Genomic DNA, 26,087 nt, shown 5'->3' with positions numbered 1-26,087 from the left:
GCTTACCCCTACTCATTTCAGGAAAGCATCTCTAAAGTGCGGTTCATTATTTGCTCCGTATCAGGCTCCCACCATCCCTGACTCGCTTCCCTTCACAAAATAACTACTCTCTTTATCATAGATTTTTTTTTTAGTATTGGAGATTATTATAATCATTCAGAAAAAAAAATCAAGAACTTTTTGAAATATTTTTTAGAATAATTGGTATGTTTATATAATAAAAACATCTATTTAATCCGAGTTGGTGTATATAGTAAATCTTTTTCCATCATGACTGTTTTCACATGGATTCACGACTTCTTCCTCTTTTACAGAGACATCGTTTCACTAATTCCAAAAATTGGCCACTAAGTCAATCTTCATCAATGGTGCCAATTTATACGCTTAAAGTTTAAAAAGAAGTGCTAAAAACAAGCACTTCTTTTCATAAGTCTACTAAAATCAGTCGTTTATTTTGCACGTTTTTCTTTCAAATCAAAATACGCTTTAAACACTTCATCAGCAATTTCCAAGTTGACGTGTGTTTGATCGGTCGTGGACCATGGAATAACAACTGAGAGGGCAATTTCAGGATCATCATATGGGGCGTAGCCTGCAAATGTCACATTCCATAGCATTGGATGTCCACCTAATGGGCCATCATATAATGCCTGGGCCGTTCCTGTTTTCCCTGCAATTTTATATTGCTTATTCTTAATCGTTGCATAACCTGTACCTTGAGGATCATTTACAACCAATCTCAATCCTTCCTGTACATGTTTAATCCATTCATCCTTCATATCTACACGGTTCAATACCTTTGGTTTGATCTCCTGAACGATTGAACCTAGTTTATCGGATGAGTTATTGGATTCGCGAATTTCTTTGGCAATATGAGGCTGAATGCGATAACCTCCGTTGGCAACCGTTGAAATATATTGGGCAAGCTGCAATGGAGTATATGTGTCATACTGGCCAATCCCAAAGTCTAGTACCTTACCAGCATCTTCCGGGATTTGCCCTTGACCATAACCAGATTGCTCCCCAGGCAAATCAATCCCTGTCTTTACGCCTAATCCAAATTGAGCAAAATTATTTCTTAGTTTATTAATTGCAGCCACTTTATTAATAGTTAAAGGACCATTCGGAACATAAGTTTGTTGACCACCAATTTTCATAGCTGTTAAGAACATATAAACGTTTGAGGAACGTTTTAAGGCATATAAATCATTAATTGAACCAAAACCAACGGTATTCCAAGATTTCTTTACTTGAGTACCCTTAAATTTCAACGGTTGGTCATATTGATATTCTCCAGGAGTAATCGCTCCTGTATTATAACCAGTTAAGACCGTGGCCGCTTTCACTGCTGAACCCATTGAGTAGGAAGTAATCATATTTCCTAAAGCAAAATCAGCAGCAACAGTCTTATTGGTCTCTTCATCCTTCATATACTGCTTGCCTGCCATGGCAAGGACTTCTCCCGTTTTTGGATTTAAGACCGTTACAAGGGCGCGATCCATATACGGCTGACCCATTCGGGCGCTTCCTAATTTATCTTCAATTATCTTTTCTACCTTCTGCTGTAAATCAATATCGACAGATAAGACTAAGTCATTTCCGCTTTTTCCTTTACGATATACTTTTGTATCGATGACATTGCCTGATTTATCGGAAACATTTTTTACAATTTCTTTTTGACCTTGTAGGACATCTTCGTACTGCCACTCAAGATAGCTTTTTCCTACACGGTCATTTCGACTGTAGCCCCTTGCTTCAAAATAATCAAGCATATCTTGAGGCAATCCCTCTTTCGTGCTGGTAACCTTCCCTAAAATAGAGCTTAAGGTTTCATTTCCTTCCTTATCCTTATAAGCATTGTATCGCTCCCAGTCAGTCGTGGCATCGACTCCAGGCAAGATATCTAGATTTTCGCTGACACGGGCAAATTCCTCATCCGTTACATTTTTATTCTTTATAATTTGCGGTGATAGCGCTCTGCCGCTTGACATTTCACGGTATATTGCTAGAACCTCAAGATCCTTCTTTGAAAAGGAATTTAATTCTTGTTCCGTAATTCTTTTTCTCGTTAAATCATAAATTTCTTTATTGTATTCGTCTTGATCCAATTCTTTCTTCTTTAATTTTGCTTCATCTTTTGATGTAATTTTTTTCTTTGCTTCATCTGGATGTTTAATAATCCAAAAATCCTGACGATCGCGTTCGGTGATGGCTTTAAAATCATCCTTTGTATCTTTTTTAATTATAGTCGCTAATTTCTTGGCAACGTCTAGCATTTCATCTTGCGTTACTGTACTTGAACGTGTATAAGTAATGGCCTTTAATGTTTTATTTCCAGTGATTAGTTTTCCATTTGTGTCATAAATTTTTCCACGTGGCATCGATAAATTAATAGGAACAACCTCTTTTTGGTCGATTTCCCGTTTATAATCTTTTCCATAAACAATTTGCACGATTCCTAATCGAATAATCAGCATTGAGAAAAGGACAAATACCGCCAAAAAAAGGATATTCAAGCGCAATGGAAGTGATGTCTTTTTTTTCTTCTTTTTCCCCAATTGATACATTCCCTTCTACTAAACTCCCAAATTAGGGATTATCATTTTCTATGAAATTGATCTCTGAATAATAATATTATACAAGGAAATATAGGATCTTGCTTCACACTTTTCGTATTCCCATATATTTTCAAAGTTAAGAAGCTATTCCTTCCTATCTCCCTTATTCAAAATATCTAAACCTCTTAAATACCATCATAACTTCTAACGAAAAGAAATTCCACTTTCATATGAATCATTTGTTTTCTCGTTTCTCATTACATTTTATCTCAGGAGTACAAATATCTCTATCAGACAAACATACATATTAGACAAATTTAGACAATCATCTAGCTCCTTCTTTTTATAGCCGAATATAAATATAAGCAAACGGACATGTATGGTCAATAGACCTTGTCCCGTTTTTAAAGAAAGGAGAAGGTTGAATGACATTTCAAGTAGGAATCACCCTCTTCGTTTTTGCAGTAACCATGCTTGTCATATTTTGGAGGCCAAGGGGGGTGAATGAAGCTTATCCAGCTGCAATTGGAGCAATCGTTATTTTACTAATAGGCGTTGTCTCGCAAGAAAACATCGTGGATATTGTCGATAAAATAGGCGGAGCATCAATTACGATTATATCCACCATTGTGATGGCAGTTATTTTGGAAAGCTTTGGATTCTTTCATTGGTCTGCTGCCAAGCTCGCCAACTTTGCTAAAGGATCCGGATACCGGCTATATTGGTATATCCAATTGCTCTGTTTTTTAATGACGCTTTTATTTAACAATGATGGAAGCATCCTAATTACAACACCGATTCTTATATTACTTTTGAAAAATCTCCGTTTAAAACCACATCAGCAAATTCCCTATTTGTTAAGCGGAGCGCTCATTGCCACAGCCTCGAGTACTCCGATTGGCGTAAGTAATATCGTCAATCTTATTGCTTTAAAAATAATCCATATGACCCTTTATATGCAAACAGCTATGATGTTTGTACCCGCCACATTAGGATTGCTATTTATGTCAGGGCTCATGTTTATCGTCTTAAAAAGAAAGTTGCCTAAGGAGCTCTCCCCTCCCATTTATGATATAGAGGAAAGTTTTTTTGTAAAAAATTTTCATCCATTAAAAACAGGCCATAATGAAAGCGAGACTAAGAAAAAGCGCACAAAATTTATGCTTAAGATTTTACTGTTTATTTTTATAATGAGATGCCTATTATTTGTCGCTTCTTTCCTTTCCATTCCAATTTCAATTGTTGCAGTAATCGGGTCGCTAGTACTTCTATTCTTTCGTTGGTACCATCTCCGAACAAACCCTGTAGACATTTTGAAAAAAACACCCTGGCACATTCTCATCTTTGCCTTTTCCATGTATGTCATAATCTACGGGCTTCACAATATTGGACTTACTAGTATCTTAGTCAATATTTGTGAACCACTGGTTGGCCAAGGATTATTTTCCGCGAGTTTTGTCATGGGAGGACTCGTATCGATTCTCTCCAATATATTTAACAACCATCCTGCTCTAATGATTGGGACATTCACCTTAACCGAAATGGGCTTCGATCCAATAACCTTAAAAACTATTTATCTCGCAAATATTATTGGAAGTGATATTGGTTCGTTATTGTTGCCGATTGGAACACTTGCCTCTCTTATTTGGATGTATATCCTTAAACAGCACAAAATGAAAATTAGATGGAAGGATTATCTAAGCGTTTCATTGATCGTTATCCCAATCTCAACAGTTGTCACAATCTTTCTATTATACTTTTGGATACAAAATGTATTTATGTAAGTTTATAAGGAGGCACTATGATGAGTAAGGTAAAAAATTATATTGGAAAGCAAATTTTCGTTCAAATATCAGGCAAGGATTCATTTAATGGCATTCTCACTGATATAGGTAGTGATGTTATGGTTATTTTTAACGGGGATGATTATCTTTATCTCCCATTTAACAGTATCCACCTCATACAGTTAAATACGAATGATGAAGAACAGGTAAATCAACCAAGTGAGTCCACTTTTCTCAGCCATACTGAACTCCTTTCTCTTGATCACGTATTAACGAACGCGAAAGGAACTTTTACTGAAATTTTTGTTACAGGCAAAACTTCTTACTTCGGTTATATTTTGAATATTTCTCAAGATTATTTCACTTTTTATTCACCAATTTATAAATTCATGTTTATTTCCATTGAACATTTAAAGTGGCTCATACCCCATTCCAAAAATCAGTCACCATTCACGTTAAGTAATGAAAAAATCAAAGGCTTGGATCTTACTGCCATACAAGCAGATTCTATAGAGGAACAATTGAAACGAAAAATTGGCCATGTTATTTTGATTGATGGGGGAAATAATCCACAAAAAAGTGGAATGCTCAATGATATAAAGGATCATCTCGTTGAATTAACCCTAGAGAATGGGGAAGTTGTATATTGGAATCTTGCCCATATTAAATCGGTTCATCTAGTCTAGCCTGTCCATTCCGTCCATCAAACCATTCATTTAGGAGGTATAGGTATGCTTCTAAACAAAAAAAGAGCAAAAAATCATTGCCCCTAATAAATCCCATGTTCATTTATTCATCTCTTCAAGTAAGAGACACCCATATAATGATATGCATCAATCAGAAAATATTGCCCTTTATGACCAATCTTTTAAACCCATCTGATTACTGGCTTCTTTTTCTTAAAGAAGCCTTAATCTATTGAGCAGTATACCCACCATCAATTAATAACGAACTACCAGTAACAAAATCATTTTCACATAAGAAAATAATGGCATGGGCAATTTCATCCGGTCTGCCAAGTCTCCCCACTGGATGCCTTGCAACTAACCCATCATAGAAATCACCTAGCACTTCCTTGTTTACCATTCCTGATTCAACATAACCTGGGCAAACGGCATTCACACGTATATTTTTTGTTGCATATTCAAGGGCTAAAGATTTAGTCAAAATATTCACAGCCCCTTTACTTGCATTATAGGCAAAAGCTCCTGCCTCTCCAACATGTCCCAATATTGAAGCTGTATTAACAATAGAGCCTCCACCTGTTTTAAGCATTTCACGAATAGCATATTTTGATCCAAAGAAAACTCCATTTTGATTAATGGAAATCACCCGATTGTAGTCTTCTAAGGATAAATCGTGGGTCTTGCTAATAGCTCCAACACCAGCATTGTTCACCATAATATCCACTCTGCCGTATTGTTCTACAGTTTTCGACACAAGATTTGCAACTGATTTTTCTTCAGCCACATTAACTTCAACAAAGATAACATCTGCCCCTGATTCTTTTAACTTCTTTTCAGCTGAAATCCCGCCTTCTACATTATAATCTGCTATAACTACCTTTGCTCCTTTTTCTAAAAACGCTTTAACTGTAGCAAAACCAATACCAGATACCCCACCAGTGACAATCACAACTTTTTCGTATAAATTTGTCATATTGCATTCATCCCCTCCCTATCTCTTACAAAAAATAAATATTTTTACATTTGTAAGCGTATTCATATTATATACTGTTGAAAAGATAGAATCAATAAATCTACTAATTATATAAGAATCAGGTATCATTACTTATCGATTGTTAATAAAAAAAGCTAGTTAAGTGATTTCTTAACTAGCTTAATATCTTTTATCCCTTTTCATTTTTTTGAAATTGATACGCAGCACCAAATAGATGATGCACTCCTTTCATACTTTGATTCGAAATTTGCATGACAAACGGCCTTTCCCCCCTGCGGATATGCTCTTTCCATACAAAACCATCATCTTTAGGTTCACAAAAGCCGACTTCTATTCCCCCTACATGAATTCTTTTCCCAGTGACATTCCATTTTTCTAATACAAAGGAGTCTATTTCTGTTCGATCAAATAAGGATAGCCATTGATTTGCACATTTGTTGCTATCATTTACAGAAAAATAAATAGCATCAATAATGGCATTCCCAGCTTTATGCTTCGTTAATAGCTGAAATTGCTTTTGCCTTTCTTGTTCCGGTTCTCCCCATTGAATAAAAAACGGCAATCTGCACTCATCTCGGTTTTGCGCAATAAATAGCATAGACCATTCCAAGAGAGAACCATCCTCTCTTCGCCTACACCCAGGAACCGGCCCAATCACCTCGAAACCCTTTTCTTTCAGTCTAGCTGCAAGTCCTTGAATATCTTCTGTTCGAAAGGCTAGTTGTGAGAATCCCTCCCCGATTCGTGAATCCTCATATACTTGCTGTATGAAGAGATTATCTGATTTTTTGGCAACTTCTTGATGATCTAAACCAATCCACTCAATATAACAGCCATTCGAAAAATAGCAAAGGCTATTATAGGTTCCCCAATTTAGATGTCTCCCGCCTTTAACTGTTGTGAATCCTCTTTCAGAAAAAGACTTTTGTGCAAGCTCAGGTTCTTTCACATAATGGACAATGTGATCCAAACAGAGATTCATGAACAACTCCCCTCCTTAAAGCAAATCAGGTAACCCTAAGCTGATAAATGCCAAATAAATAATCACTAATAGTATTGTAGTCATTTGATGAAATCCTTCTTTAATTTATGATTATTAATTGAAGAGTCATAATATTATTTTTTGATAAGAATCTTTTCAAAATGGCATGTTTATTTTGATGGAAATTGTTCTGAATCTAGATAACGTTCTTTTAAAATGTTCAGATGATGCTTTTCATGTCCAGCAATAATATAGGCAATAGCGCGGACAGTCACTGGATAATGATTGGCAGTTCCTGCTTTTAGCCAATCATCAGTCTCAAGAACGTCAAGCAAACGGATTGTGGACTTTCTTACAACTGATAAATCCCCAAGTAAATCACGAAGGGAATGCTGATTAAAATGTGCATTTTGTACATAATTCTCCTCGTTGTATCCAGATAATGAGGTTTGATCTCCTCTAGCAATGCAAAGAAGTCGATAAGCCATAATGCGCTCTGTGTCCATCAAATGACCTAAAACCTCTTTTATAGTCCATTTATCAGGGCCATATTTAAATAATGCCTGTTCTTCACTTATACCTGATAGTAGCTCATGAATTCCCTCTAATTGCTTACTTAAAATATCAATAATATCTCCATTAGGAACTAACTTTAAATAGGGAGAGTAATAAGGGGCATATTCATGAACCTCTGGTCGACTTCGCATCCATCATCGCTCCTTTTAGCCTTTAATTGTTTTGTATTTTATATGAAACTAGGAGTCAAAAAAATAGGAACTCTATTTTTCCTCCTCTTTATTCCAATAAATATGTATTTTTTGTTAAATGTACCATATTCCCTTTAAAAAGAAAATCAACTTATTCATTTTCTCAATAACTTTCCGATAACAAGAAAAAGGGGGTGAAAAATTGGACATTGCAGCTCTGTCAATCGGAATGAGTCAAGCCTCACTTGGTCAGGATGTTAGCCTTGCATTAATGAAAAATATCATGAACACCGCTCAACAAAATAGTGACCAAATGATCAAAATGATTGAGGCCCCACACCCAACGTTAGGACATTCCATCGATTTAAAGGCTTAGGAAGCAAAAATGCATTCTATATAATTAGGATGCATTTTCTTTACGAAAAGAAAGAACTTCATTATATATAATTGTAAATAATTAATTGGAGTTTTAACCATGAAGCAAGATTTTCTACTACACTCTTGACCGGCTTGTAGCATTCCTTGTAGCTCACACATAATCGAGTCAACCTCTTCGTCATGATAAAAAAGGAAGTAAGCCTTCGAAATAGACTCACTTCCTTTTCTATTAATGATTCACCGTTTCTTTATCACATGCAGAAAGCCAAGATGGCAAAGGTTTATTCAGAGGTTTATCTTCACGATAGCCAAGTACATATTCGGCTTGCATAATCGTATGGATTTCACGAGTACCTTCATAAATGACTGGTGCCTTTGAATTACGCAAATAGCGTTCAACCGGATACTCACTTGAATATCCATAGGCGCCATGAACCTGAACCGCATCATCAGCAGCCTTATTCGCAAAATCACAGGCAACCCATTTGGCTAATGAAGTCTCACGAGTATTCCGTTTTCCTTGATTCTTTAATTCACCTGCACGATAAACTAGTAATCGACTAGATTGCAAACCAGCTTCCATCTGGGCGATCATTTGTTGAACAAGCTGATGCTTGCCAATTTCTTTTCCAAAGGTTTTTCGCTCATGGCAATATTTAACGCTAGCTTCCAAACTCGCCATAATCAATCCTACAGCTCCTGCTGCAACCGTGAATCGGCCATTATCAAGGGCTGCCATAGCAATTTTAAATCCATCCCCCTCATTCCCAAGTAAGTTCTCTTTTGGAACCCTGACTTGATCGAAAAATAATTCACCTGTATTTCCTGCACGAATTCCCAACTTACCTTTTATCGCACGAGAGGAAAAACCTGGCATAGTCCTTTCTACAATAAAAGCTGAAATTCCATGATGTTTTTTGTCTTTATCCGTATAAGCAAAGACAAGGAAGTGATCTGCATAGTCACATAAAGAAATCCATGTTTTTGAACCATTAAGGATATATTCATCGCCATCCAATACAGCAGTTGTTCCAATGGAAGCTACATCAGAGCCAGCGCCCGGTTCTGTTAACCCAAATGCCCCGATTTTTTCCCCTTTTGCTTGAGGAACTAAGTATTTCTGCTTTTGTTCCTCTGTCCCAAATTGTAAAAGGGTTAGGCTGTTTAATCCCGTATGAACAGAAACGGCAGTACGAAATGCTGTGTCCCCTCTTTCTAATTCCTCACAGACAATTGCTAATGAATTATAATCCATTCCTGAACCACCGTATTTTTCTGGAATACAAACCCCCATTAAATTTAATTCAGCCAACCGTTTTAAAATGTCTGAATGAAATTGCCCTTTTTCATCCCATTCTCTAATATTTGGCATAATTTCCTTATCAACAAAGCTTCTAACCATCTTTCGTAGCATAACCTGCTCTTCTGTGAATTCGAAATTCATATTTTCTTCCTCCCTAAATGATATGATTATTTTTTAATTGATCCAATTCCTCTACTGAAAAGCCAATTTCCTGTAAAACCTCGTCCGTATGCTCCCCAGCTAAAGGTGGGTGTCTTTTCATTTCTACCTTTGTTCGTGATAGCTTAAACGGGGAACCTGCCAATTTGATATTTCCTGCAAGTGGGTGATTCATTTCCACTACCATTTCTCTTGCTGACACTTGTGGGTGACTAAAGACTCTATCCATCGTATTGATGGGACCACATGGGATATTATGTTTTGAAAACAAATCAATCCAATAATCCATAGACTGTGTCTCCAATCTTGAATTTAATATTTCGGTCAGCTCTTGCCGATTTTCCAGCCTACAAGCATTCGTATGAAATTTCTCATGAAAGGCCAAATCATGACAATGTAACAATTCACATAAATTAGTAAATTGCCTATCGTTACCAACCGCAATAATCATCCATCCGTCCACTGTCCTAAATGTAGAATATGGCACAATATTGGGATGATCATTTCCAAGCTTTTTGGGGACCTTTCCCGATATTAAATAATTGCTTGCAACGTTAGCTAATGAAGCAACCCCAACGTCTAGAAGGGATAAGTCAATTTTTTGTCCTTGACCGGATTTTTCCCGTTCCAATAAAGCTGCTTGTATGGAAAGAGCCGCATGTAACCCTGTAAGAATATCAATCATGGCAACCCCAATTTTTAACGAACCGCTTTCCTCTGATCCCGTAATACTCATTAACCCGCTCATTCCTTGAATGATAAAATCATATCCCGGTAATTGACGCATTGGCCCTGTTTCTCCAAAACCTGTTATGGAGCAAAATACTAAACGAGAATTTACCTTCTGTAAATCTTCATAATCGAGTATCCACTTTTCCATCGTGCCTGTTTTAAAATTATGAATCAGGACATCCGCTTCCTTTACAAGTGAACGGATAATTTCCCTTCCCTTTTCTGTCTTCAAATTCACTGTTATACTTCTTTTATTGCGATTTGCACATAAATAATAGGCGCTTACTCCATTTTGAAACGGTGGTCCCCACTCTCGTGTCTCGTCACTTCCGCCAGGTGCCTCTACTTTAATCACATCCGCTCCGAGATCTCCTAATATCATGGTGCAATGTGGCCCAGCAAGGACGCGAGTTAAATCTAAGACTTTAATTCCTTCTAAAGCACCAGCCATCATATCCCCCCATTCACTAAATAAAAGCAAAAAAAGCCAGTCCTCACACAATTTTAAATGTGTTAAGAACTGGCTTTTATGATTCATATGCATCACCCGGCAAAGAATGAGAGATGAATCTTAACAGTCATTTTTATAGTACAAAATTAAAACTTTTCCTCACGGTCTTTCTTTCCTTCTGCTGTTTGGCAGATAGGGTAAGAACCTAATTTTTATTATACTAAATTTTCTGAATTTAGCAATCTTTTTTATCAAAAAAAAGGATTTTCCGTCATTTTTTTAAAGAAAACTAAAATCGAAATTCATGTTTATGATCTCCATAATCAATGTTAATGCATTGGAAAAAATGAAGATTCTTTTAGAAATTAACATATTTTTTTAAACCGGATGAACCCCATGCTTACGCTCTGAAAAAACAAAGTACTTCGACATATATAAGTCCAATCGCGCTGAAAGCTCATCACGGAGATGATTTGGTTCCACAATTTCATCAATAATTAATTCTGACGCCAAGCGATAAATATCTATATCCTCCCGATATTCATCTCGCTTTTCAGCGATGAAAGCGGCACGTTCCTCTTCCGGAAGGGCAGCAATTTTATTCGCATAAACGGCATTAACGGCTGCCTCTGGGCCCATCACTGCAATGGCTGCTGATGGAAGGGCAAGGCAACAATCTGGTTCAAAGGCTGGGCCTGCCATGGCATATAAACCTGCCCCGTATGCTTTTCGAACGATAACGGTCAATTTAGGGACTGTGGCTTCACTGATGGCAGAAATCATCTTAGCGCCATGACGAATAATCCCCGCTTTTTCCACGTTCGTGCCAATCATAAAACCTGGTACATCAGCAAGGAATAATAGTGGGATATGAAAGGCGTCACATAGATTTATAAACTTTGCTGCCTTATCTGCACTGTCATGAAAGAGTACGCCACCTTTTACCCTTGGCTGATTGGCAATAATCCCAATCGGTTGTCCATTAATCCTCGCAAGACAAGTAATAAGCTCTGCTGCAAATAATTTTTTGATTTCACATATAGAACCTTCATCAATTATTCTTTCAATAAGCTGATACATATCAAATGGGGCATTTTGATTTTTCGGAATTAACTCTTCTATCGACTTTTCAAAGATTCCCGGAGCCATTGCTTCCATCCTTGCTGGTCTCTCAGAAAAATTATCTGGAAAGTACGTTAAATAATGACGTGCATATTCTATCGCTTCTTCTTCAGTTTTCGCCAGTACGTCTCCACATCCGGAAATGGAACAGTGCATCTTGGTTCCACCCATTTGCTCAAGTGTCACTTTTTCACCGATAACCATTTCCGCCATCCTTGGAGATCCTAAATACATGGAGGCGTTTCCCTCTACCATGACTACAATGTCACAAAATGCCGGGATATAAGCACCTCCTGCTGCAGATGGACCAAATAATAGACAAATTTGCGGAACACTACCCGATAATTTTACTTGATTATAAAATATTCTCCCTGCGCCTCTTCGACCCGGAAACATTTCCAGTTGGTCCGTTATACGCGCTCCTGCCGAGTCAACTAAATAGAGCATCGGACAACGAAGCTTTTCAGCCGTTTCCTGAATACGAATAATTTTCTCAACTGTAAATTTTCCCCAGGATCCGGCCTTAACGGTTGAATCATTTGCCATTACACAAACAGTACGTCCATGTATCTTTCCGATACCTGTAACAACTCCGTCAGCAGGAAGTTCACCCGCTAATACATTGGCAAACATTCCATCTTCTACTTGCAGTCCTTGATCAAAAAGTAAATTTAACCGTTCACGCACAAACAGCTTTCCTTGTTCCTGATTTTTTATATGATATTTCTCTTGACCGCCTTTTTTAATCATATCTCTTTTAGCATGTTCGTTTGTCTTCATTCCCATTCGTCTCATCCTCTCCTCTCGTTTATTGACCTTTATATTGAGGAGGGCGTTTTTCTGCAAAAGCATTTAAGCCTTCCATTCTATCTTTTGTCGGAATTAAAGCGTTATACGCAAGCTCCTCAATCTTAAGCCCAGTAGCTAGATCAACCTCTACTCCTTTATTGATGGCAGCCTTTGCTTGAATAAGAGCAAGTGGCGCATTTTTTGCCATCGCACAAGCAAGTTCTAATGCTTTTTCTAATAATTGAGTTTGCGGAACAACATATTCTAATATCCCAATGGATTCTGCTTCTTTTGCACTTAGTCTTCGCGCTGTATAAATTAACTCTTTTGCTTTTCCACGACCAATTAGACGTGGAAGCCGCTGCGTTCCACCCGCTCCTGGAATTATAGCCAGAGAGGTTTCAGTTAAACCCACCTGAGCCTCTAAGGCGCCAATTCTTATGTCACAGGCAAGGGCAAGCTCCAATCCACCGCCAAAGGCCACACCATTCAAAGCTGCAATGACGGGTTGGGGGATAGCCTCTAATTCACTCACGGTCGAGCTTATCAGACGAACATTTTGTTTAACCTCATAATCATTCATACCTTTACGTTCCTTTAAATCAGCACCAGCACAAAAGGCTTTATCCCCAGCACCTGTTATGATAATCACTCTTACACCGGAGTCATTTTTCAATTGATTGAAACAAATATTTAATTCCTCTAGCAGCTTTCTTGATAAAGCATTCGCTGCTTCCGGACGATTTATTGTGATCATAGCTATACCGTCAGTACTTTTTTCAAGAAACACATATTTTTTCAGCATTTCGTTCATGAAATTCGCTCCTTCCCCTTTTTTCGAATAATGTCCATTTGCCGGCTATTCAGACTCTTCCCAAGAATTCTTTCCAGAAGTTGCGCAGATTTTAATATTTGAGTTAAATCTACTCCCGTCTCGATTCCCATTTCATGGAGCAAATATAATAAATCGTCGGTCGCGACATTTCCGGATGCCCCCAATGCATAAGGACATCCGCCTAAACCTCCAAGCGCACTATCAAAAATTGTTATTCCCATTTCCATTGCTTTCACAATATTAGAAATTGCAGTACCCCGTGTATCATGAAAATGTAATGCGAGCTTACTAGAATCATATAGAGGTAAAAGTTCTTCTAACAATCTTTCTACCTGAGTTGGAACTCCCACCCCAATCGTATCTCCTAATGAAAGCTCATCAATTCCCATCGAAAAGAGTCTGTTCGCGACTTCCTTTACTTGAGATGGAGCTACCGGCCCCTCAATCGGACAAGCAATAACGGTTGAAACATATCCTCTTACCGTTTTTTCTGCCATTTTAGCTTCTTTTACTACTTCCGCAAGAATCGGATAAGTTTCTGCTATCGACTTATTTATATTGGCAAGATTATGTCCTTCACTTGCTGACATAAAAACACTGATCTCATCTACATCAACTTCAAGGGCTCTATCTAGTCCTCTTATATTTGGCACAAGTGCGGAATAGGTAACACCTTGCCTCTTTTTTATTCCTTTAAATACTTCTGTGGCATCACTGAGCTGAGGAATCCATTTTGGATGAACAAAGGAGCTTACCTCAATATAAGAAAGCCCAGTTTCAGAAAGGGAATTTATCCAAAGGATTTTCTCCTCTGTACTGAGCATCTGCTTTTCATTTTGTAAACCATCCCGGGGACCAACTTCTTTAATCACTACTTTTTTTGGAAGTCTCAAACAATCTCCACCTCACTCTAACTCGGCAATGATATCGTTATCGTTTACAAAATCTCCTTCTTGAACATGGAGCTTCACGATCGTTCCATCCGATTCAGTGCTTACTGGAATCTCCATCTTCATTGATTCTAAAATAATGACATCTTGTCCGGCTGCCACCTTATCACCTTCCTTCACTAACACCTTCCAAACACTACCTGCCATACCAGCTTCAATTTTTGTCATCTCCATTCTCCCTCCATTAATTCTTTAATTAGAAAAGCTTGGTAGATAATACTGATTCACAAATTGAGTCGTTGTATTTCCTAATAAAAATTGCTCATGACTTACAACTCTTAAAAGCATAGGAACATTGGTTTTAATTCCTGTAATTTCATAGTTTAAAAGGGCTGCCTCTAAACGTTTACATGCATCTTCCCTGTTTTTTCCCCAAGCAATTAATTTTGCAATCATCGGATCATAAAACGGGGTCACCTGTGATCCTTTTTCAACCCCACATTCATTACGAATTCCTTCTCCTATTGGAAGCTTTAGTCCGCTGATTTTTCCAGGTGAAGGGAAAAAAGTGATCGGATCCTCTGCATAAATCCTCACTTCAACAGCATGCCCCTTTCTACAAACCTCCTCCCTTGTGAATGTTAGCGCCTCTTTTGAAGCTACTTTGATCTGTTCCTCGACTAAATCTAAACCTGTAATTTCTTCTGTAACAGGGTGTTCCACCTGCAAACGTGTATTCATCTCGAGAAAATAGAAATTTTGTTCTCGATCCACTAAAAATTCAATCGTTCCCGCATTGGTATAACCGATATGCTTCGCAGCCCGTACTGCTGCATCAAGCAAAGCATTTCGTGTCGATTCATTTACATAAGGAGAAGGTGCTTCCTCCACCACCTTTTGATTTCTACGCTGAATAGAGCACTCTCTTTCCCACAAAGGCACAATATTCCCATGCGTATCAGCAATGATTTGTACTTCGATATGATGAGGTTCTTCGATATACTTTTCGATAAACATCGCCCCATCCCCAAAAAAAGATTCAGCCCGTTTTTTATTGCCGGAAAAGGCCTTAATGAGCTCCTCATCTGATGTAACTAACTGCATCCCAATTCCTCCACCTCCAGCGGAAGCCTTTAGCATCAAAGGATATCCAATCTCCTGAGCCGCAACAAGTGCCTCTTCCTCTGTTTCAATCGAGGCATCAATTCCTTCAATAATTGGTACTCCTGCTTCCTTCATAGTTTTCCGCGCCTCAATCTTACTTCCCATGGATGCAATGATTTCTGGATTTGGCCCGATAAAAACGATTCCTTCTTTTTCGCATCTTCTTGCAAAATCTGCATTTTCTGATAAAAGCCCATAACCAGGGTGAATGGCTTCGGCTCCACTACGCTTAGCAGTCAGAAGGATTTCCTCAATATTTAAGTAACTTTGATTGACAGGAGGCTTACCAATGCAATAAGCCTCATTTGCTTCCTTTACATACAATGAATCTGCATCTGCTTCAGAAAATATGGCAACAGTCTGGATTCCAAGTCTATTACAGGTACGGATAACCCTTCGAGCAATTTCACCGCGGTTTGCAATCAAAATTTTAGAGAACAAGTAATCACACCTTCCCTTTATCGAGCTAATAGATTAATAGATTGCTCTTTCAGCTTATACTTTTGAATTTTTCCTGAAGCTGTCATCGGATATGAATCTGTAAAGAAAACAAATTTGGGGATTTTAAAGCGTGAAATTTTCCCCTTACAGTATTCTTTTATTTCATCTTCTGTTGCACTTTCCTCTTCCTTCAAAATAATCCAAGCCATGACCTCTTCCCCATATTTTCCATCAGGGACACCAACAATCTGTGCATCAAGTATTTTAGGATGAGTGTAAAGGAACTCTTCAATTTCACGTGGATAAATATTTTCTCCACCGCGGATAATCATATCCTTCAAACGGCCAGTTATTCGGCAATAGCCATTCTTATCCATGACAGCAAGATCGCCTGTATGTAACCAACCATCTTCATCAATTGCTTCGCGAGTCGCTTCAGGATTTTTATAATATCCCTCCATCACATGATAACCCCTAGTACAGAGCTCCCCTTGCTCATTGAATGGCAGCTCGTTTGTTGTTCCGGGTTGAACAATTCTTACCTCAACATTCGGCAATGCACGGCCAACTGTTTCCACCCGCAATTCCATCGGATCATCTGTCCGTGTTTGTGTAATGACAGGAGAGGATTCTGTCTGTCCATAGCAAATTGTGATTTCCGTCATATTCATTTTATTGATAACATTTTTCATCACCTCAATGGGACAATTTGATCCGGCCATAACCCCAGTTCTAAGAGAGGATAAATCATAATTTTCAAAATTCGGATGGTTTAATTCAGCTATGAACATGGTTGGTACCCCATGAAGAGCGGTGCACTTTTCTTGCTCTACCGTCCAAAGCACCTTTTCCGGATCAAATTCTTCAACTGGAACCATTGTTGCCCCAACACTGACAGCTGCAAGCGTTCCAATCACACACCCAAAGCAATGAAAAAATGGGACAGGAATACAAAGACGATCTTCTTGCTTTAAGTTCATACACCTTGCGATATTATAACCATTATTCGTTAAATTGCTGTGAGTAAGCATTACACCCTTCGGAAAACCTGTAGTACCTGAAGTGTATTGCATATTGATGACATCCTCTGGCTGCAATGTATCCTCACGCTCTCTTAATGCTTCATCTGAAACCTGCTCTGCCATTTCGAGAATATCTGACCAATTATAGGCGCCATTATATTTCTTTTCACCAAGGATAATGACGTTTTTCAGCAAAGGAAGGCGTTTAGACTCCAGTTGACCTGGCTTTGATGTTTCCAATTCCGGACAAAGTTCATAAAGAGTTTGAATATATGAATTATCACGATATTCCTCAATGAGGAATAGGGTTGTACAATCAGATTGTTTAAGGAGATACTCTAGTTCCGTGGAACGATAATTGGTATTAACAGTCACTAGCACTGCCCCCATTTTTCCCGTTCCAAATTGCAAACTAACCCATTCCGGGACATTGGTTGACCACGCTGCAACATTTTCCCCTTTTTGGATTCCCAGAGCTATTAATCCTTTTGCGACTTTTTCACACTGAGCATGAAATTCGCGATAGGTTAATCTAAGACCGCGATCCGGATATACTAAAGCTTCATGATTGGGAAATTCTTGTGCTCTATCAGCCAATAACTCAGCGACAGTTTTACTAATGAATTCACTCATCCAAATTCCTCCTTCATAATTAACATCCTAATTGACGAGCAATGACTAAACGCTGGATTTCTGATGTTCCTTCTCCAATTTCCATTAATTTCATATCCCGAAGATGTCTCTCTACATCATATTCCTTCATATAGCCGTTACCACCGTGAATTTGAATCGCTTCATTACAGATACGAAATCCTGCTTCTGACGCATATAACTTTGCAAATGCAGCTTCTTTGCCAAATGGTTTGCGTTCATCCTTCAGCCACGCAGCTTTATAGACCATATTTCGCGCTAATTCAAGCTCCATCGCCATGTCAGCTAATTTAAATTGAATGGCTTGAAATTTTGAGATTGATTGACCAAACTGTACCCTTTCCTTCGCATATTGTAGTGCTTTTTCAAAAGCCGCTTCTGCAATTCCAACAGACAGTGCTGCAATAGAAATTCTCCCGCCATCAAGTGTATATAAGAATTGACTAAAACCCTTTTTCTCATCACCTAACAGATTTTCCTTTGGCACTCGGACGTTTTCCAGTATAATCTCACATGTATTAGAACCTCTGACCCCCATCTTGTCATAATTACAGGAAATTTTAACTCCCGGTGTAGCAGTCGGAACAATAAAAGCAGAAACAATATTTCGACCATTCTCCCGTTTTTTCGTGTAAGCGGTTACAATTATTTGTCGAGAAAAGCCGGCATTTGTAATCCAGCACTTCTGACCATTGATCACCCATTCATCCCCATCTAATACAGCCCTTGTCCTCGTCCCTCCGGCATCTGAGCCTGCATTAGGCTCCGTTAGGCCGAAAGCACCTAAAGTCTCCCCTTTTGCCATCGGCACCAACCATTTTTGCTTTTGCTCCTCCGTTCCAAAATAATAAATTGGACTTGCTCCAAGGCTCGTATTCGCCGCATAGCTTAACCCAGTTCCACCGCACGCTTTGCCAATTTCCTCAACAGCAATACAGTAAGAGATGGTATCACCTCCTGCCCCACCATACTCTTCCGAAAACGGGATTCCAAGGAGCCCAAGCTCCCCTAGCTTCTCAAAGGTTTCTATCCTCATCTTTGAGGTTTCATCTACTTCACGAGCATATGGTTTTATTTCCTGCTCTGCAAATTCCCTAACCATGTCCTGAAGCATTTTCTGTTCATCTGACAAATCAAAGTTCATATTTTCCCCTCCATTTTGGACTGACTGGTCGGTCTGTTCGAAGACCGACTAGTTAGTCTTATCTTGTTTCTTTATGAAAGATACACTACTGAAGTTGGGCTTAAATAAGAATTTTTGAACTTCCTCTTCCTTCATTCCTTTTTCAGATAAAAGTGAATGTAAGAGTAAATCATTAAATATGAGGGCAATGGTATCAATTGTCAAAGGGCCTTCTTTGTTAAACCATTTATACGTCCAATTGATCATGCCAATAATGGCCATTGCTGATATTTCTGCAGGAATCTCCTCGCGAAAATCACCACTTTCTTGGCCTTCGTGAATGACTAGAATGATGAGCTTTCGAAATTGATCACGCTTTTCATTAATAATTTGATTGAATTTACCGGTCAGATAGGTGCTTTCCTGATAAAAAACAGTGATGTGAGGTTTGTATAAATCAAATACTTTTGTAAATGATTGAATAATGGCACATAAACGAGAAACAGGAGTATCAAACTCATCATATGCTTCCGTCGCCTTATTAAGAACATAGGAGATAAAGATATCGTGGATATTGTAAAGCAATTCATCCTTTGATTTAAAATTGTGATAAAACCCTCCTTTTGAAGTTTTTGATTCGACTACAATCTGGTCAACAGATGTTCCGTGATAGCCATTTCTTTCAAATAAGTAAATAGCCGCTTCCACAAGTCTTTCCTTAATTGAATGATTCTTCATTCCTCACCATCCTTTGTGACTTATAGTATCATAAAATATTACTTTGTTTCAATAATTTTCTATTTATGGAAGTGGATTAAATAATATAAAAAATATCTGCTACCATCCTCTGATCGTGCATTAAGAATAAAAGAAAGGATTTTGGGAAATTTTAATTTTAAGTCTACCTAGTCTTTACCAAGGGGGGTTAAAAATGCCAGTCTTTGTTTATCAAACATTTGTCATTAAACAAGAGAAGTTTAAAGAAGCGATTGAAAATCTAAGAGAGATCAAAAAATTTCGGAACGAAAATTATAATCATACTATTGAAATTCTTACTCCCGTCTCTGGGAAGGACCATACTTACGCATTATTATCCACGTACGAGGGTTTAGCGGAAATGGAATTGCAAAATAAAAAAATGTTTGAAGACGAAGAATACATAAAACTCATAGGAGATTTCTTTCTTGAAAATATTGCTGAAAACAGTATGTTCACACAAATTTTCCGAACTATTAGTGAAGTAAAAACAAAGAAAAAATCAGATGATAGCAAGAATAAATAGAAAGGATTTCTTCTTATCAAATACATTAAAATTTAATTCTTGGGATAAACTATTTCTGTGATTTTGGAAAATAGAGCAATTTGCTGAATTATATACTTAGGAGGACAATAATGGGAATATTAAGTGGAAATCCAAAGGATGAACCATTACACTATGGTGAAGTCTTTGACATTTGGTCTGCACAAATGGTTGGAAATAATATGATCACTTGTTACCAAACCATGTTAAATCATGCAGGTGATAAAGATTTAAAAAAACTATTAACTGAAGCAATTGAATTGTGCCAGCAACAAAAAGTTCAAGTTGAAACAATATTAAAGGAAAACGGAATTGGCTTGCCGCCTGCACAACCAGAACCACCGGAAGCCTGTCTAGAGGATATACCTGTTGGGGCAAGAATACCCGACCCAGCGATAGCCGCAGCCCTTTCTGCCGATATTGCAGCCGAAATGGTGCTATGCAGTCAAGTGATTGGGAAGTCAGTTCGAGAAGATGTCGCCATGATATTTGGACAATTTCACAATCAGAAAGCAGCACTTGGAGCAAAGACTCTACGCCTGAATAAAGAAAAAGGATGGCTGATTCCACCGCCTTTGCATTTGAATAAACATCAGGATTGTTAAAATGCTGACAAAAACTTATGGAAAAACACGGACAAATTAAATTGATGGCCGTGTTTTTATTTATCTATATTAGAATGTTTGAAAAGAACTGATAATAAGATTGATTCACTAAATATCTGTACTTATTTCTTATATGTACTTATATCGGTCATGGATTTTTTTCTTATTTTTCATTTCTTTCATCAAGGTAAACATCTTTTTGAAGAGAATTTCCTCTTTTCTGTTATCATCCACCGATACCCAGCTTTTTTCTTCAGCACTTACTTCTAATAACCGTTCATCACCCTTAGATAACCTTAATTTCTTCTATAATTAATTCCCCAACCTCTTTTTTTGCATATTATGATCATTAAAGGAGTTGATACTCATGCAGCATGTAGTAAAAAAGGGAGAAACCTTATCTATTATCGCTCGTAATTATCGCAGAAGTTTACAACAGATATTAAGGGCCAACCCTCACGTAAATCCAAATTTCATAATCCCAGGACAATTGATAAGTATTCCGGGGTTACCCTCCCCTGATTCAATCCCATACCGAATTCAAGTTTCATTAAACAAAAGATCCCTATCATTATTTAATAATAATCGCTTAATTCGTACTTTTCCGGTTGGTATTGGAAAAATGGTCACCCAAACCCCAGTTGGCGAATTTGTGATTGTGAATCGTGAGCCAAATCCTGGTGGGCCATATGGAGTGATGTGGCTTTCACTATCAAAAGTAGGGTATGGTATTCACGGCACCAATAATCCCTATTCCATTGGCAAAATGGTTTCAAGCGGGTGTATTCGTATGCATAACAAAGATGTACTTGAACTTGCTTCTATTGTGCCTAATGGTACATCTGTACGAATAGTTCCTTCATAGTTTATTTTACAAATAAAAAGTCAGCCAAGCATTTTTGTGCAAAACGAACTTTTCCATCTAATACTTTGCATCCTGAGCGTTTTTAAGATGCCCATCTTCTCTTCCCTAGTAGATTTAATAGAAGAGCAAAAAATAATATAAATATTGTAGACCCAAATAAAACAGCTGTAATCATTCCAATCGCCATTCCAGCCCAAGGGTCCTTTGTAATAATCGTTACGAAAATGCTGCTAATAAAAGTAAGGATGGTAAGGCAAATACTAATAATTCCTGGTAAATAAGTTCTATCTTTAAGAGAATAAAAGTGTAATTGAATTGTAAAAAGCATCATGAGCAGGATATATAATCCTGTGACAGTACTACTGTTGACCATTTCATCAATCCACTTGAGAACCATCAAACCCATTACTTTCTTTTCAGGTAAATGAAACGAAATTGGCTGTAGTTTATTCGTCTCAAGATCAACATGATAAAATTTATAGGTGGCAGGCTCACTAGCCCAATTATCATTATCTAATAAGGTGATTTGATTACTGTGGTGGAAAAATCTTGGTGAAGAAACATGAGAGTTTAAATGGGTCAATCTCTTTACTTTCCCACTTTTCATATCCTTGAGAAATAGTTCATATTTAAAAAGATGACTTTTCCGAGATTCTTCTGAGATAGTTGTGAAAAGGGCTTGGCTTGCGTCAGGTGATATTTGAAAGGAGTAGCTTTCTGTTGAGAGATTTTCTGACCCAATTGCCGCATGTTCATCTCCAGTTACAATTGAATAAGCGATAAGTTTCTTTCGATCCGCTGCAAAAATGCTATAAAAGACTTCCTTTCCATTTGCTGATACTGAGAGAGAATCCATATCAAACTCATTATGATCTGTTAATTGATCCATTTTCCCATTCCTTAAATTAATTGAATATAAGTCATAACCTTCTGATGTTTCCCCTTCTGCTTTTAAAAAGTCTTCAGCAGGCATTCCAATATAAAATATCAAATAATTATTCGGTGAAAAAACGGCCTCTCTTACATGCATCTTGTTTGATGTCCATTTTTTTTGACCAGTTCCATCACGATTGGCTACTACTAGGGAGTTAATTCGCTTATCATTTTGTGATAAAAACAAAATTCTCAAACCATCCTGAGAATACCGAGGTTGAAGATGTCTTTCCTTCTGCGGATTGGTTAATTTTTTTACATTTGTTCCATCTATATTAGCGCTATAAATGGCCTCATTTCCATTCAAAAAATAAGGAAACATGTATTCTTTGTCATCTGGGGATATATCAAAGCTATCTCCAATTCCAGTAAAATATTGATAAGGGTCATCATCCCGAAGGATACTATAAACAATTGCACTTACCAATAAAAACGCAGTAATTCCAATTAAGTAATGGACGATTCGCTTTCCTTTCAAGATTTCCCTTCCCCCCCTTAAATATATGAGTTACTCCCTTCTATTCCGCCTTTTTAAAATAACGATTTCTTTGACCAAAGATTGCTGTAAATAACTCTCTAAAAATCATATAAATGACTGCACCTAACGGAATTGAAATAAGGTCCAACCATCGACCTTCAAGGTATTGGTCTGGATGATCAAAGTAAGGACTTATCATGAGTCCTCCTATGAAAAGGGAGGGAACCATAAAGACAAACCATGGGTTAGCTATCCATTTCGAAGAAAATTGATCACAAATTGCCTCAAAAATGGCCTCTGCAGCACCTGCTAATATTGCGATGATACCCATTCCTGCTATCACACTTATAATAGGGACAGAATTTTCAAACTCTGGATGATAATACTCCATCACAGAATAGGAGAGTATCCAAAAGACGAAGGTAACCCCCAGAACACTACTCAAATAACGGGCAACTTTAAAAAACGGGAACAATACTTTCTTCATTTCCCGATTTATTTTATTTTTCGAACCAAATGATTCTATTGCTTGCAGAGTAGCTTCTTTCTCTGTATATCCCTTTATCATAAGCTCTCGAATGTGTTCATTTAGATGATTCGTAAACTCCTCATACATTTCCACTTTTTCATGATCACTAATAGGTAAATCCTCGATGATATCTAGTAGATAGCGTTCGATTTCGTTCATGAATATCCCCCCAGTGTTTTAGAAATTAATTGATTCATCTGTTTCCAATTATTTAGTTTTTCTGAAAGTACTCTATGACCAGTTTCAGTTATCGAATAATATTTTCGCCTTGTGCCCTCAGGTCCTAAGTTCCAATAAGATGACACACATTCCTTCATTTCTAACCGCTTCAAAGCTGGGTAGAGTGTTCCTTCATTCATGTGGTAGGCTCCATCACTTAATGCCCGTAATTTTTTCGTCATTTCATACCCGTAACTATCTTTTTCTACTAATAAAGAAAGCAATAAGATTTCAATACTTCCTTTTAGCAGTTCTCTGTCCATACAGATACCTCCAAATATTTACAATACCATTTTATAACAATATACATCGTATAACAAGGTAGATTGGATGCTGCTTTGTAAAAAAAAACCGTAACTCAATGAATTACGGAAAACTAACCAGAATCTATTTCAATGGATCATTTTATAATTTTGATGATTGACAACGGTTTTGATCGGTTCGTCCTTTTTTACATTCCTTCCGATTTCTACAATGACTGAATTTTCACGAACAACCACTACCTTGCCCTTCTTTCCCTTTTCGATCCCTTTTACGATTTGAATCATATCACCTTCCTTCGCCTTTTTTCCTTTTTTCGGCTCCTTTGAAACTGCTTCTTCCATAAATCAAACCCCTTTTTTGTGTATATTCCCCTAAACCTCAATAATAATCGGAAGAATCATTGGCTTTCTTTTTGTCCGATTAAACAAATGTTGACCAACTGATTTCTTAAGACTTATTTTTATTGCATTCCATTGTGTATTATTTGCATCTAAAAGCTCTTTCACATTTTTCTTAATAAGCCTGTTAATTTCTTTTAATAATTCTTCAGAATCCCTGGCATAAACAAATCCCCGAGTAATCATGTCCGGCTCTGCTAATAATTTTTTATCTGTTTTACTCATGGTTAATACAATAACAAGCATACCGTCCTCCGATAACTGTTTACGATCGCGAAGGACAATTTCACCGATATCCCCAACTCCGATTCCATCTATATAGGTCTCACCTGCTGGAAAGCTTCGGGTCTGACGAGCTTTGCCATTTATGATATCAAGAACCTCTCCATTTTTCATGATAAAGGTATTCTCTTCCTTAACTCCGACTGATTCCGCTAATTGACGATGCAAATATAGCATGCGTAATTCACCATGTATAGGAACCAGATATGTTGGTTTCATAAAGGTTAACATCAGCTTTAGATCCTCTTGATACCCATGACCAGATACATGCATTCCTTTCCCTGACCCATAAATTACTTTTGCCCCTAAGGAAAATAAATTATCTACAATTTTAGAGACATTTTTCTCGTTACCTGGAATTGGACCTGCCGCTAAAATAACGGTATCTCCATGTACTATGTCGACACCACGATAGTTTCCGGTTGATAAGCGAGCAAGTGCAGCCAGCGGTTCCCCCTGACTACCTGTACATAAAATCGCGACATTTTCTGGACTCATATCATTAATTTGATTTGCATCTATCATCATTCCTTCTGGGACCTGTAAATATCCTCTTTGGATAGCAACATCAATGACATTGACCATACTACGTCCAAGTAAAGCAAGTTTCCTTCTGGTTTTTCGAGCAGCATCAACCACTTGTTGAATCCGATTAATATTGGAGGCAAAAGTAGAAAGAATCACCTTGCCCGTTGCCTTTATAAAAGCCTCATCAATTTGTTCCCCGACCGTTTTCTCTGATGGCGTGAAACCCGGTCGTTCAGCATTCGTACTTTCAGATAATAATAACAAGACCCCTTTTGACCCAATTTCAGCCATCTTGTGAATATCGGCATGCTCTCGATTAGCAGGAGTTAAATCAAATTTGAAATCGCCAGTATGTACGACTGTTCCTTCTGGAGTATCAAAAACAATGCCAAGACAGTCCGGAATGCTATGATTCACCTTGAAAAAACTTGCTGTAATATGCTCAAATTGTAACTTTGAATCCCTGTCAATTTCCACGAGCTTCGTCTCTCTAAGGATTTTATGTTCCTCTAACTTTAATTCGATTAAGCCTAATGTAAACCTCGTAGCATAGACGGGGACATTCATTTTTTTTAAAAAATAAGGTACGCCTCCTATATGATCTTCATGCCCATGAGTAACAATTAGCGCTTTTACTTTATCCTGATTTTCAACTAAAAAGGTGAGATCTTGGATAATCAAATCAATTCCTAATAAGTTTTCATCTGGAAATTTATTACCGCAGTCAATGATAATCATTTCTTCAGCATATTGAATGGCGTACATATTTTTCCCAATTTCATACAACCCACCTAAAGCAAAAATTGATAGCAATCCCTCATTTGCATCCAAAGCAAAACCCTCCCAAAACAACCTTTTGTGATTAGTATGCCCCTTTCGTTTATCTTTATTAGAGGATAACTTTAAGACTTCAAT

At 37.6% G+C, this 26,087-nt stretch carries 25 protein-coding genes and 1 other annotated feature (1 of these 26 only partly in view); of the genes, 6 read left to right on the top strand and 19 right to left on the bottom strand.

What is annotated here, in order from left to right:
• Positions 1-128 (bottom strand) — a binding site (T-box leader) (it extends 95 nt beyond the left edge of the window).
• Between the two features lie 321 nt (positions 129-449).
• A complete protein-coding gene (locus ACE38V_RS01975; protein ID WP_375839455.1) occupies positions 450-2,567 on the bottom strand; it encodes a peptidoglycan D,D-transpeptidase FtsI family protein in 2,118 nt (705 codons plus the stop codon).
• 416 nt (positions 2,568-2,983) lie between these two features.
• On the opposite strand from ACE38V_RS01975, the gene ACE38V_RS01970 reads away from it, so the two are divergent.
• Positions 2,984-4,342, top strand: a complete 1,359-nt coding sequence (locus ACE38V_RS01970) for an arsenic transporter (protein ID WP_375839454.1) — start codon at positions 2,984-2,986, stop codon at positions 4,340-4,342.
• Positions 4,343-4,362: 20 nt separating this feature from the next.
• Positions 4,363-5,028 carry a DUF2642 domain-containing protein gene (locus ACE38V_RS01965; protein WP_375839453.1) on the top strand — a complete coding sequence of 222 codons (666 nt, stop codon included), beginning with the start codon at positions 4,363-4,365 and terminating at the stop codon, positions 5,026-5,028.
• Positions 5,029-5,257: 229 nt separating this feature from the next.
• On the opposite strand, the gene ACE38V_RS01960 is transcribed toward ACE38V_RS01965, so the two are convergent.
• The 3 genes from ACE38V_RS01960 to ACE38V_RS01950 all read right to left on the bottom strand — a co-directional run bounded on the left by ACE38V_RS01960 (position 5,258) and on the right by ACE38V_RS01950 (position 7,711).
• Positions 5,258-6,001, bottom strand: a complete 744-nt coding sequence (locus ACE38V_RS01960; RefSeq protein WP_375839452.1) for an SDR family NAD(P)-dependent oxidoreductase — start codon at positions 5,999-6,001, stop codon at positions 5,258-5,260.
• A gap of 190 nt (positions 6,002-6,191) precedes the next feature.
• Positions 6,192-7,004 (bottom strand): VOC family protein, encoded by an 813-nt coding sequence (locus ACE38V_RS01955; RefSeq protein WP_375839451.1) that lies wholly within the window; start codon positions 7,002-7,004, stop codon positions 6,192-6,194.
• A gap of 170 nt (positions 7,005-7,174) precedes the next feature.
• Complete coding sequence (locus ACE38V_RS01950) at positions 7,175-7,711, bottom strand: DinB family protein (protein WP_375839450.1); 537 nt, start codon at positions 7,709-7,711, stop codon at positions 7,175-7,177.
• A 202-nt stretch (positions 7,712-7,913) separates the two neighbouring features.
• Here ACE38V_RS01950 and ACE38V_RS01945 point away from each other — a divergent pair, with 202 nt between their 5' ends.
• Positions 7,914-8,087 carry a YjfB family protein gene (locus ACE38V_RS01945; RefSeq protein ID WP_375839449.1) on the top strand — a complete coding sequence of 58 codons (174 nt, stop codon included), beginning with the start codon at positions 7,914-7,916 and terminating at the stop codon, positions 8,085-8,087.
• A gap of 231 nt (positions 8,088-8,318) precedes the next feature.
• Here the strand turns inward: ACE38V_RS01945 and ACE38V_RS01940 are convergent, their stop codons facing one another.
• From ACE38V_RS01940 to ACE38V_RS01895, 10 genes are all read right to left on the bottom strand, one after another.
• Entirely contained in the window at positions 8,319-9,533 is a 1,215-nt protein-coding gene (locus ACE38V_RS01940) for an acyl-CoA dehydrogenase family protein (protein WP_375839448.1), read from the bottom strand.
• Positions 9,534-9,546: 13 nt separating this feature from the next.
• Positions 9,547-10,734, bottom strand: a complete 1,188-nt coding sequence (locus ACE38V_RS01935; protein ID WP_375839657.1) for a CaiB/BaiF CoA transferase family protein — start codon at positions 10,732-10,734, stop codon at positions 9,547-9,549.
• 378 nt (positions 10,735-11,112) lie between these two features.
• Entirely contained in the window at positions 11,113-12,642 is a 1,530-nt protein-coding gene (locus ACE38V_RS01930; RefSeq protein ID WP_375839447.1) for an acyl-CoA carboxylase subunit beta, read from the bottom strand.
• Between the two features lie 22 nt (positions 12,643-12,664).
• Positions 12,665-13,459, bottom strand: a complete 795-nt coding sequence (locus ACE38V_RS01925; RefSeq protein WP_375839446.1) for an enoyl-CoA hydratase — start codon at positions 13,457-13,459, stop codon at positions 12,665-12,667.
• Entirely contained in the window at positions 13,456-14,373 is a 918-nt protein-coding gene (locus ACE38V_RS01920; protein ID WP_375839445.1) for a hydroxymethylglutaryl-CoA lyase, read from the bottom strand. Before ACE38V_RS01920 ends, ACE38V_RS01925 begins: the two co-directional genes overlap by 4 nt.
• 12 nt (positions 14,374-14,385) lie before the next feature.
• Positions 14,386-14,598 (bottom strand): acetyl-CoA carboxylase biotin carboxyl carrier protein subunit, encoded by a 213-nt coding sequence (locus ACE38V_RS01915; protein ID WP_375839444.1) that lies wholly within the window; start codon positions 14,596-14,598, stop codon positions 14,386-14,388.
• A gap of 24 nt (positions 14,599-14,622) precedes the next feature.
• Complete coding sequence (locus tag ACE38V_RS01910; protein ID WP_375839443.1) at positions 14,623-15,975, bottom strand: acetyl-CoA carboxylase biotin carboxylase subunit; 1,353 nt, start codon at positions 15,973-15,975, stop codon at positions 14,623-14,625.
• Between the two features lie 17 nt (positions 15,976-15,992).
• Positions 15,993-17,630 carry an AMP-binding protein gene (locus tag ACE38V_RS01905; RefSeq protein WP_375839442.1) on the bottom strand — a complete coding sequence of 546 codons (1,638 nt, stop codon included), beginning with the start codon at positions 17,628-17,630 and terminating at the stop codon, positions 15,993-15,995.
• Between the two features lie 19 nt (positions 17,631-17,649).
• Positions 17,650-18,792, bottom strand: a complete 1,143-nt coding sequence (locus tag ACE38V_RS01900) for an acyl-CoA dehydrogenase (RefSeq protein ID WP_375839441.1) — start codon at positions 18,790-18,792, stop codon at positions 17,650-17,652.
• Positions 18,793-18,840: 48 nt separating this feature from the next.
• On the bottom strand, positions 18,841-19,509 hold the full coding sequence (locus ACE38V_RS01895) for a TetR/AcrR family transcriptional regulator (RefSeq protein WP_375839440.1): 669 nt from the start codon (positions 19,507-19,509) through the stop codon (positions 18,841-18,843).
• Positions 19,510-19,702: 193 nt separating this feature from the next.
• Here ACE38V_RS01895 and ACE38V_RS01890 point away from each other — a divergent pair, with 193 nt between their 5' ends.
• The 3 genes from ACE38V_RS01890 (at position 19,703) to ACE38V_RS01880 (ending at position 21,541) form a co-directional block, all read left to right on the top strand.
• Complete coding sequence (locus ACE38V_RS01890) at positions 19,703-20,053, top strand: hypothetical protein (protein ID WP_375839439.1); 351 nt, start codon at positions 19,703-19,705, stop codon at positions 20,051-20,053.
• A 110-nt stretch (positions 20,054-20,163) separates the two neighbouring features.
• Complete coding sequence (locus ACE38V_RS01885) at positions 20,164-20,676, top strand: DUF3231 family protein (RefSeq protein ID WP_375839438.1); 513 nt, start codon at positions 20,164-20,166, stop codon at positions 20,674-20,676.
• A 367-nt stretch (positions 20,677-21,043) separates the two neighbouring features.
• Positions 21,044-21,541 carry a L,D-transpeptidase family protein gene (locus tag ACE38V_RS01880; protein WP_375839437.1) on the top strand — a complete coding sequence of 166 codons (498 nt, stop codon included), beginning with the start codon at positions 21,044-21,046 and terminating at the stop codon, positions 21,539-21,541.
• Between the two features lie 82 nt (positions 21,542-21,623).
• Here ACE38V_RS01880 and ACE38V_RS01875 read toward each other — a convergent pair whose 3' ends face one another.
• The 5 genes from ACE38V_RS01875 to ACE38V_RS01855 all read right to left on the bottom strand — a co-directional run bounded on the left by ACE38V_RS01875 (position 21,624) and on the right by ACE38V_RS01855 (position 26,003).
• Positions 21,624-22,952, bottom strand: a complete 1,329-nt coding sequence (locus tag ACE38V_RS01875) for a TolB-like translocation protein (protein WP_375839436.1) — start codon at positions 22,950-22,952, stop codon at positions 21,624-21,626.
• A gap of 40 nt (positions 22,953-22,992) precedes the next feature.
• Positions 22,993-23,640, bottom strand: coding sequence for a permease prefix domain 1-containing protein (locus ACE38V_RS01870; protein ID WP_375839435.1), 648 nt, complete (start codon positions 23,638-23,640; stop codon positions 22,993-22,995).
• Complete coding sequence (locus ACE38V_RS01865; RefSeq protein WP_375839434.1) at positions 23,637-23,963, bottom strand: PadR family transcriptional regulator; 327 nt, start codon at positions 23,961-23,963, stop codon at positions 23,637-23,639. The genes ACE38V_RS01870 and ACE38V_RS01865 overlap by 4 nt, the downstream gene beginning before the upstream one ends.
• 129 nt (positions 23,964-24,092) lie before the next feature.
• Positions 24,093-24,305, bottom strand: coding sequence for a DUF2187 family protein (locus tag ACE38V_RS01860; protein WP_375839433.1), 213 nt, complete (start codon positions 24,303-24,305; stop codon positions 24,093-24,095).
• A gap of 30 nt (positions 24,306-24,335) precedes the next feature.
• A complete protein-coding gene (locus ACE38V_RS01855; protein ID WP_375839432.1) occupies positions 24,336-26,003 on the bottom strand; it encodes a ribonuclease J in 1,668 nt (555 codons plus the stop codon).
• Positions 26,004-26,087: the final 84 nt, after the last annotated feature.

It is taken from the genome of Cytobacillus sp. Hz8, assembly GCF_042263505.1.
Lineage (GTDB): Bacteria > Bacillota > Bacilli > Bacillales > Cytobacillaceae > Bacillus_BE.
This window is presented reverse-complemented; position numbering and strand designations above follow the sequence as displayed.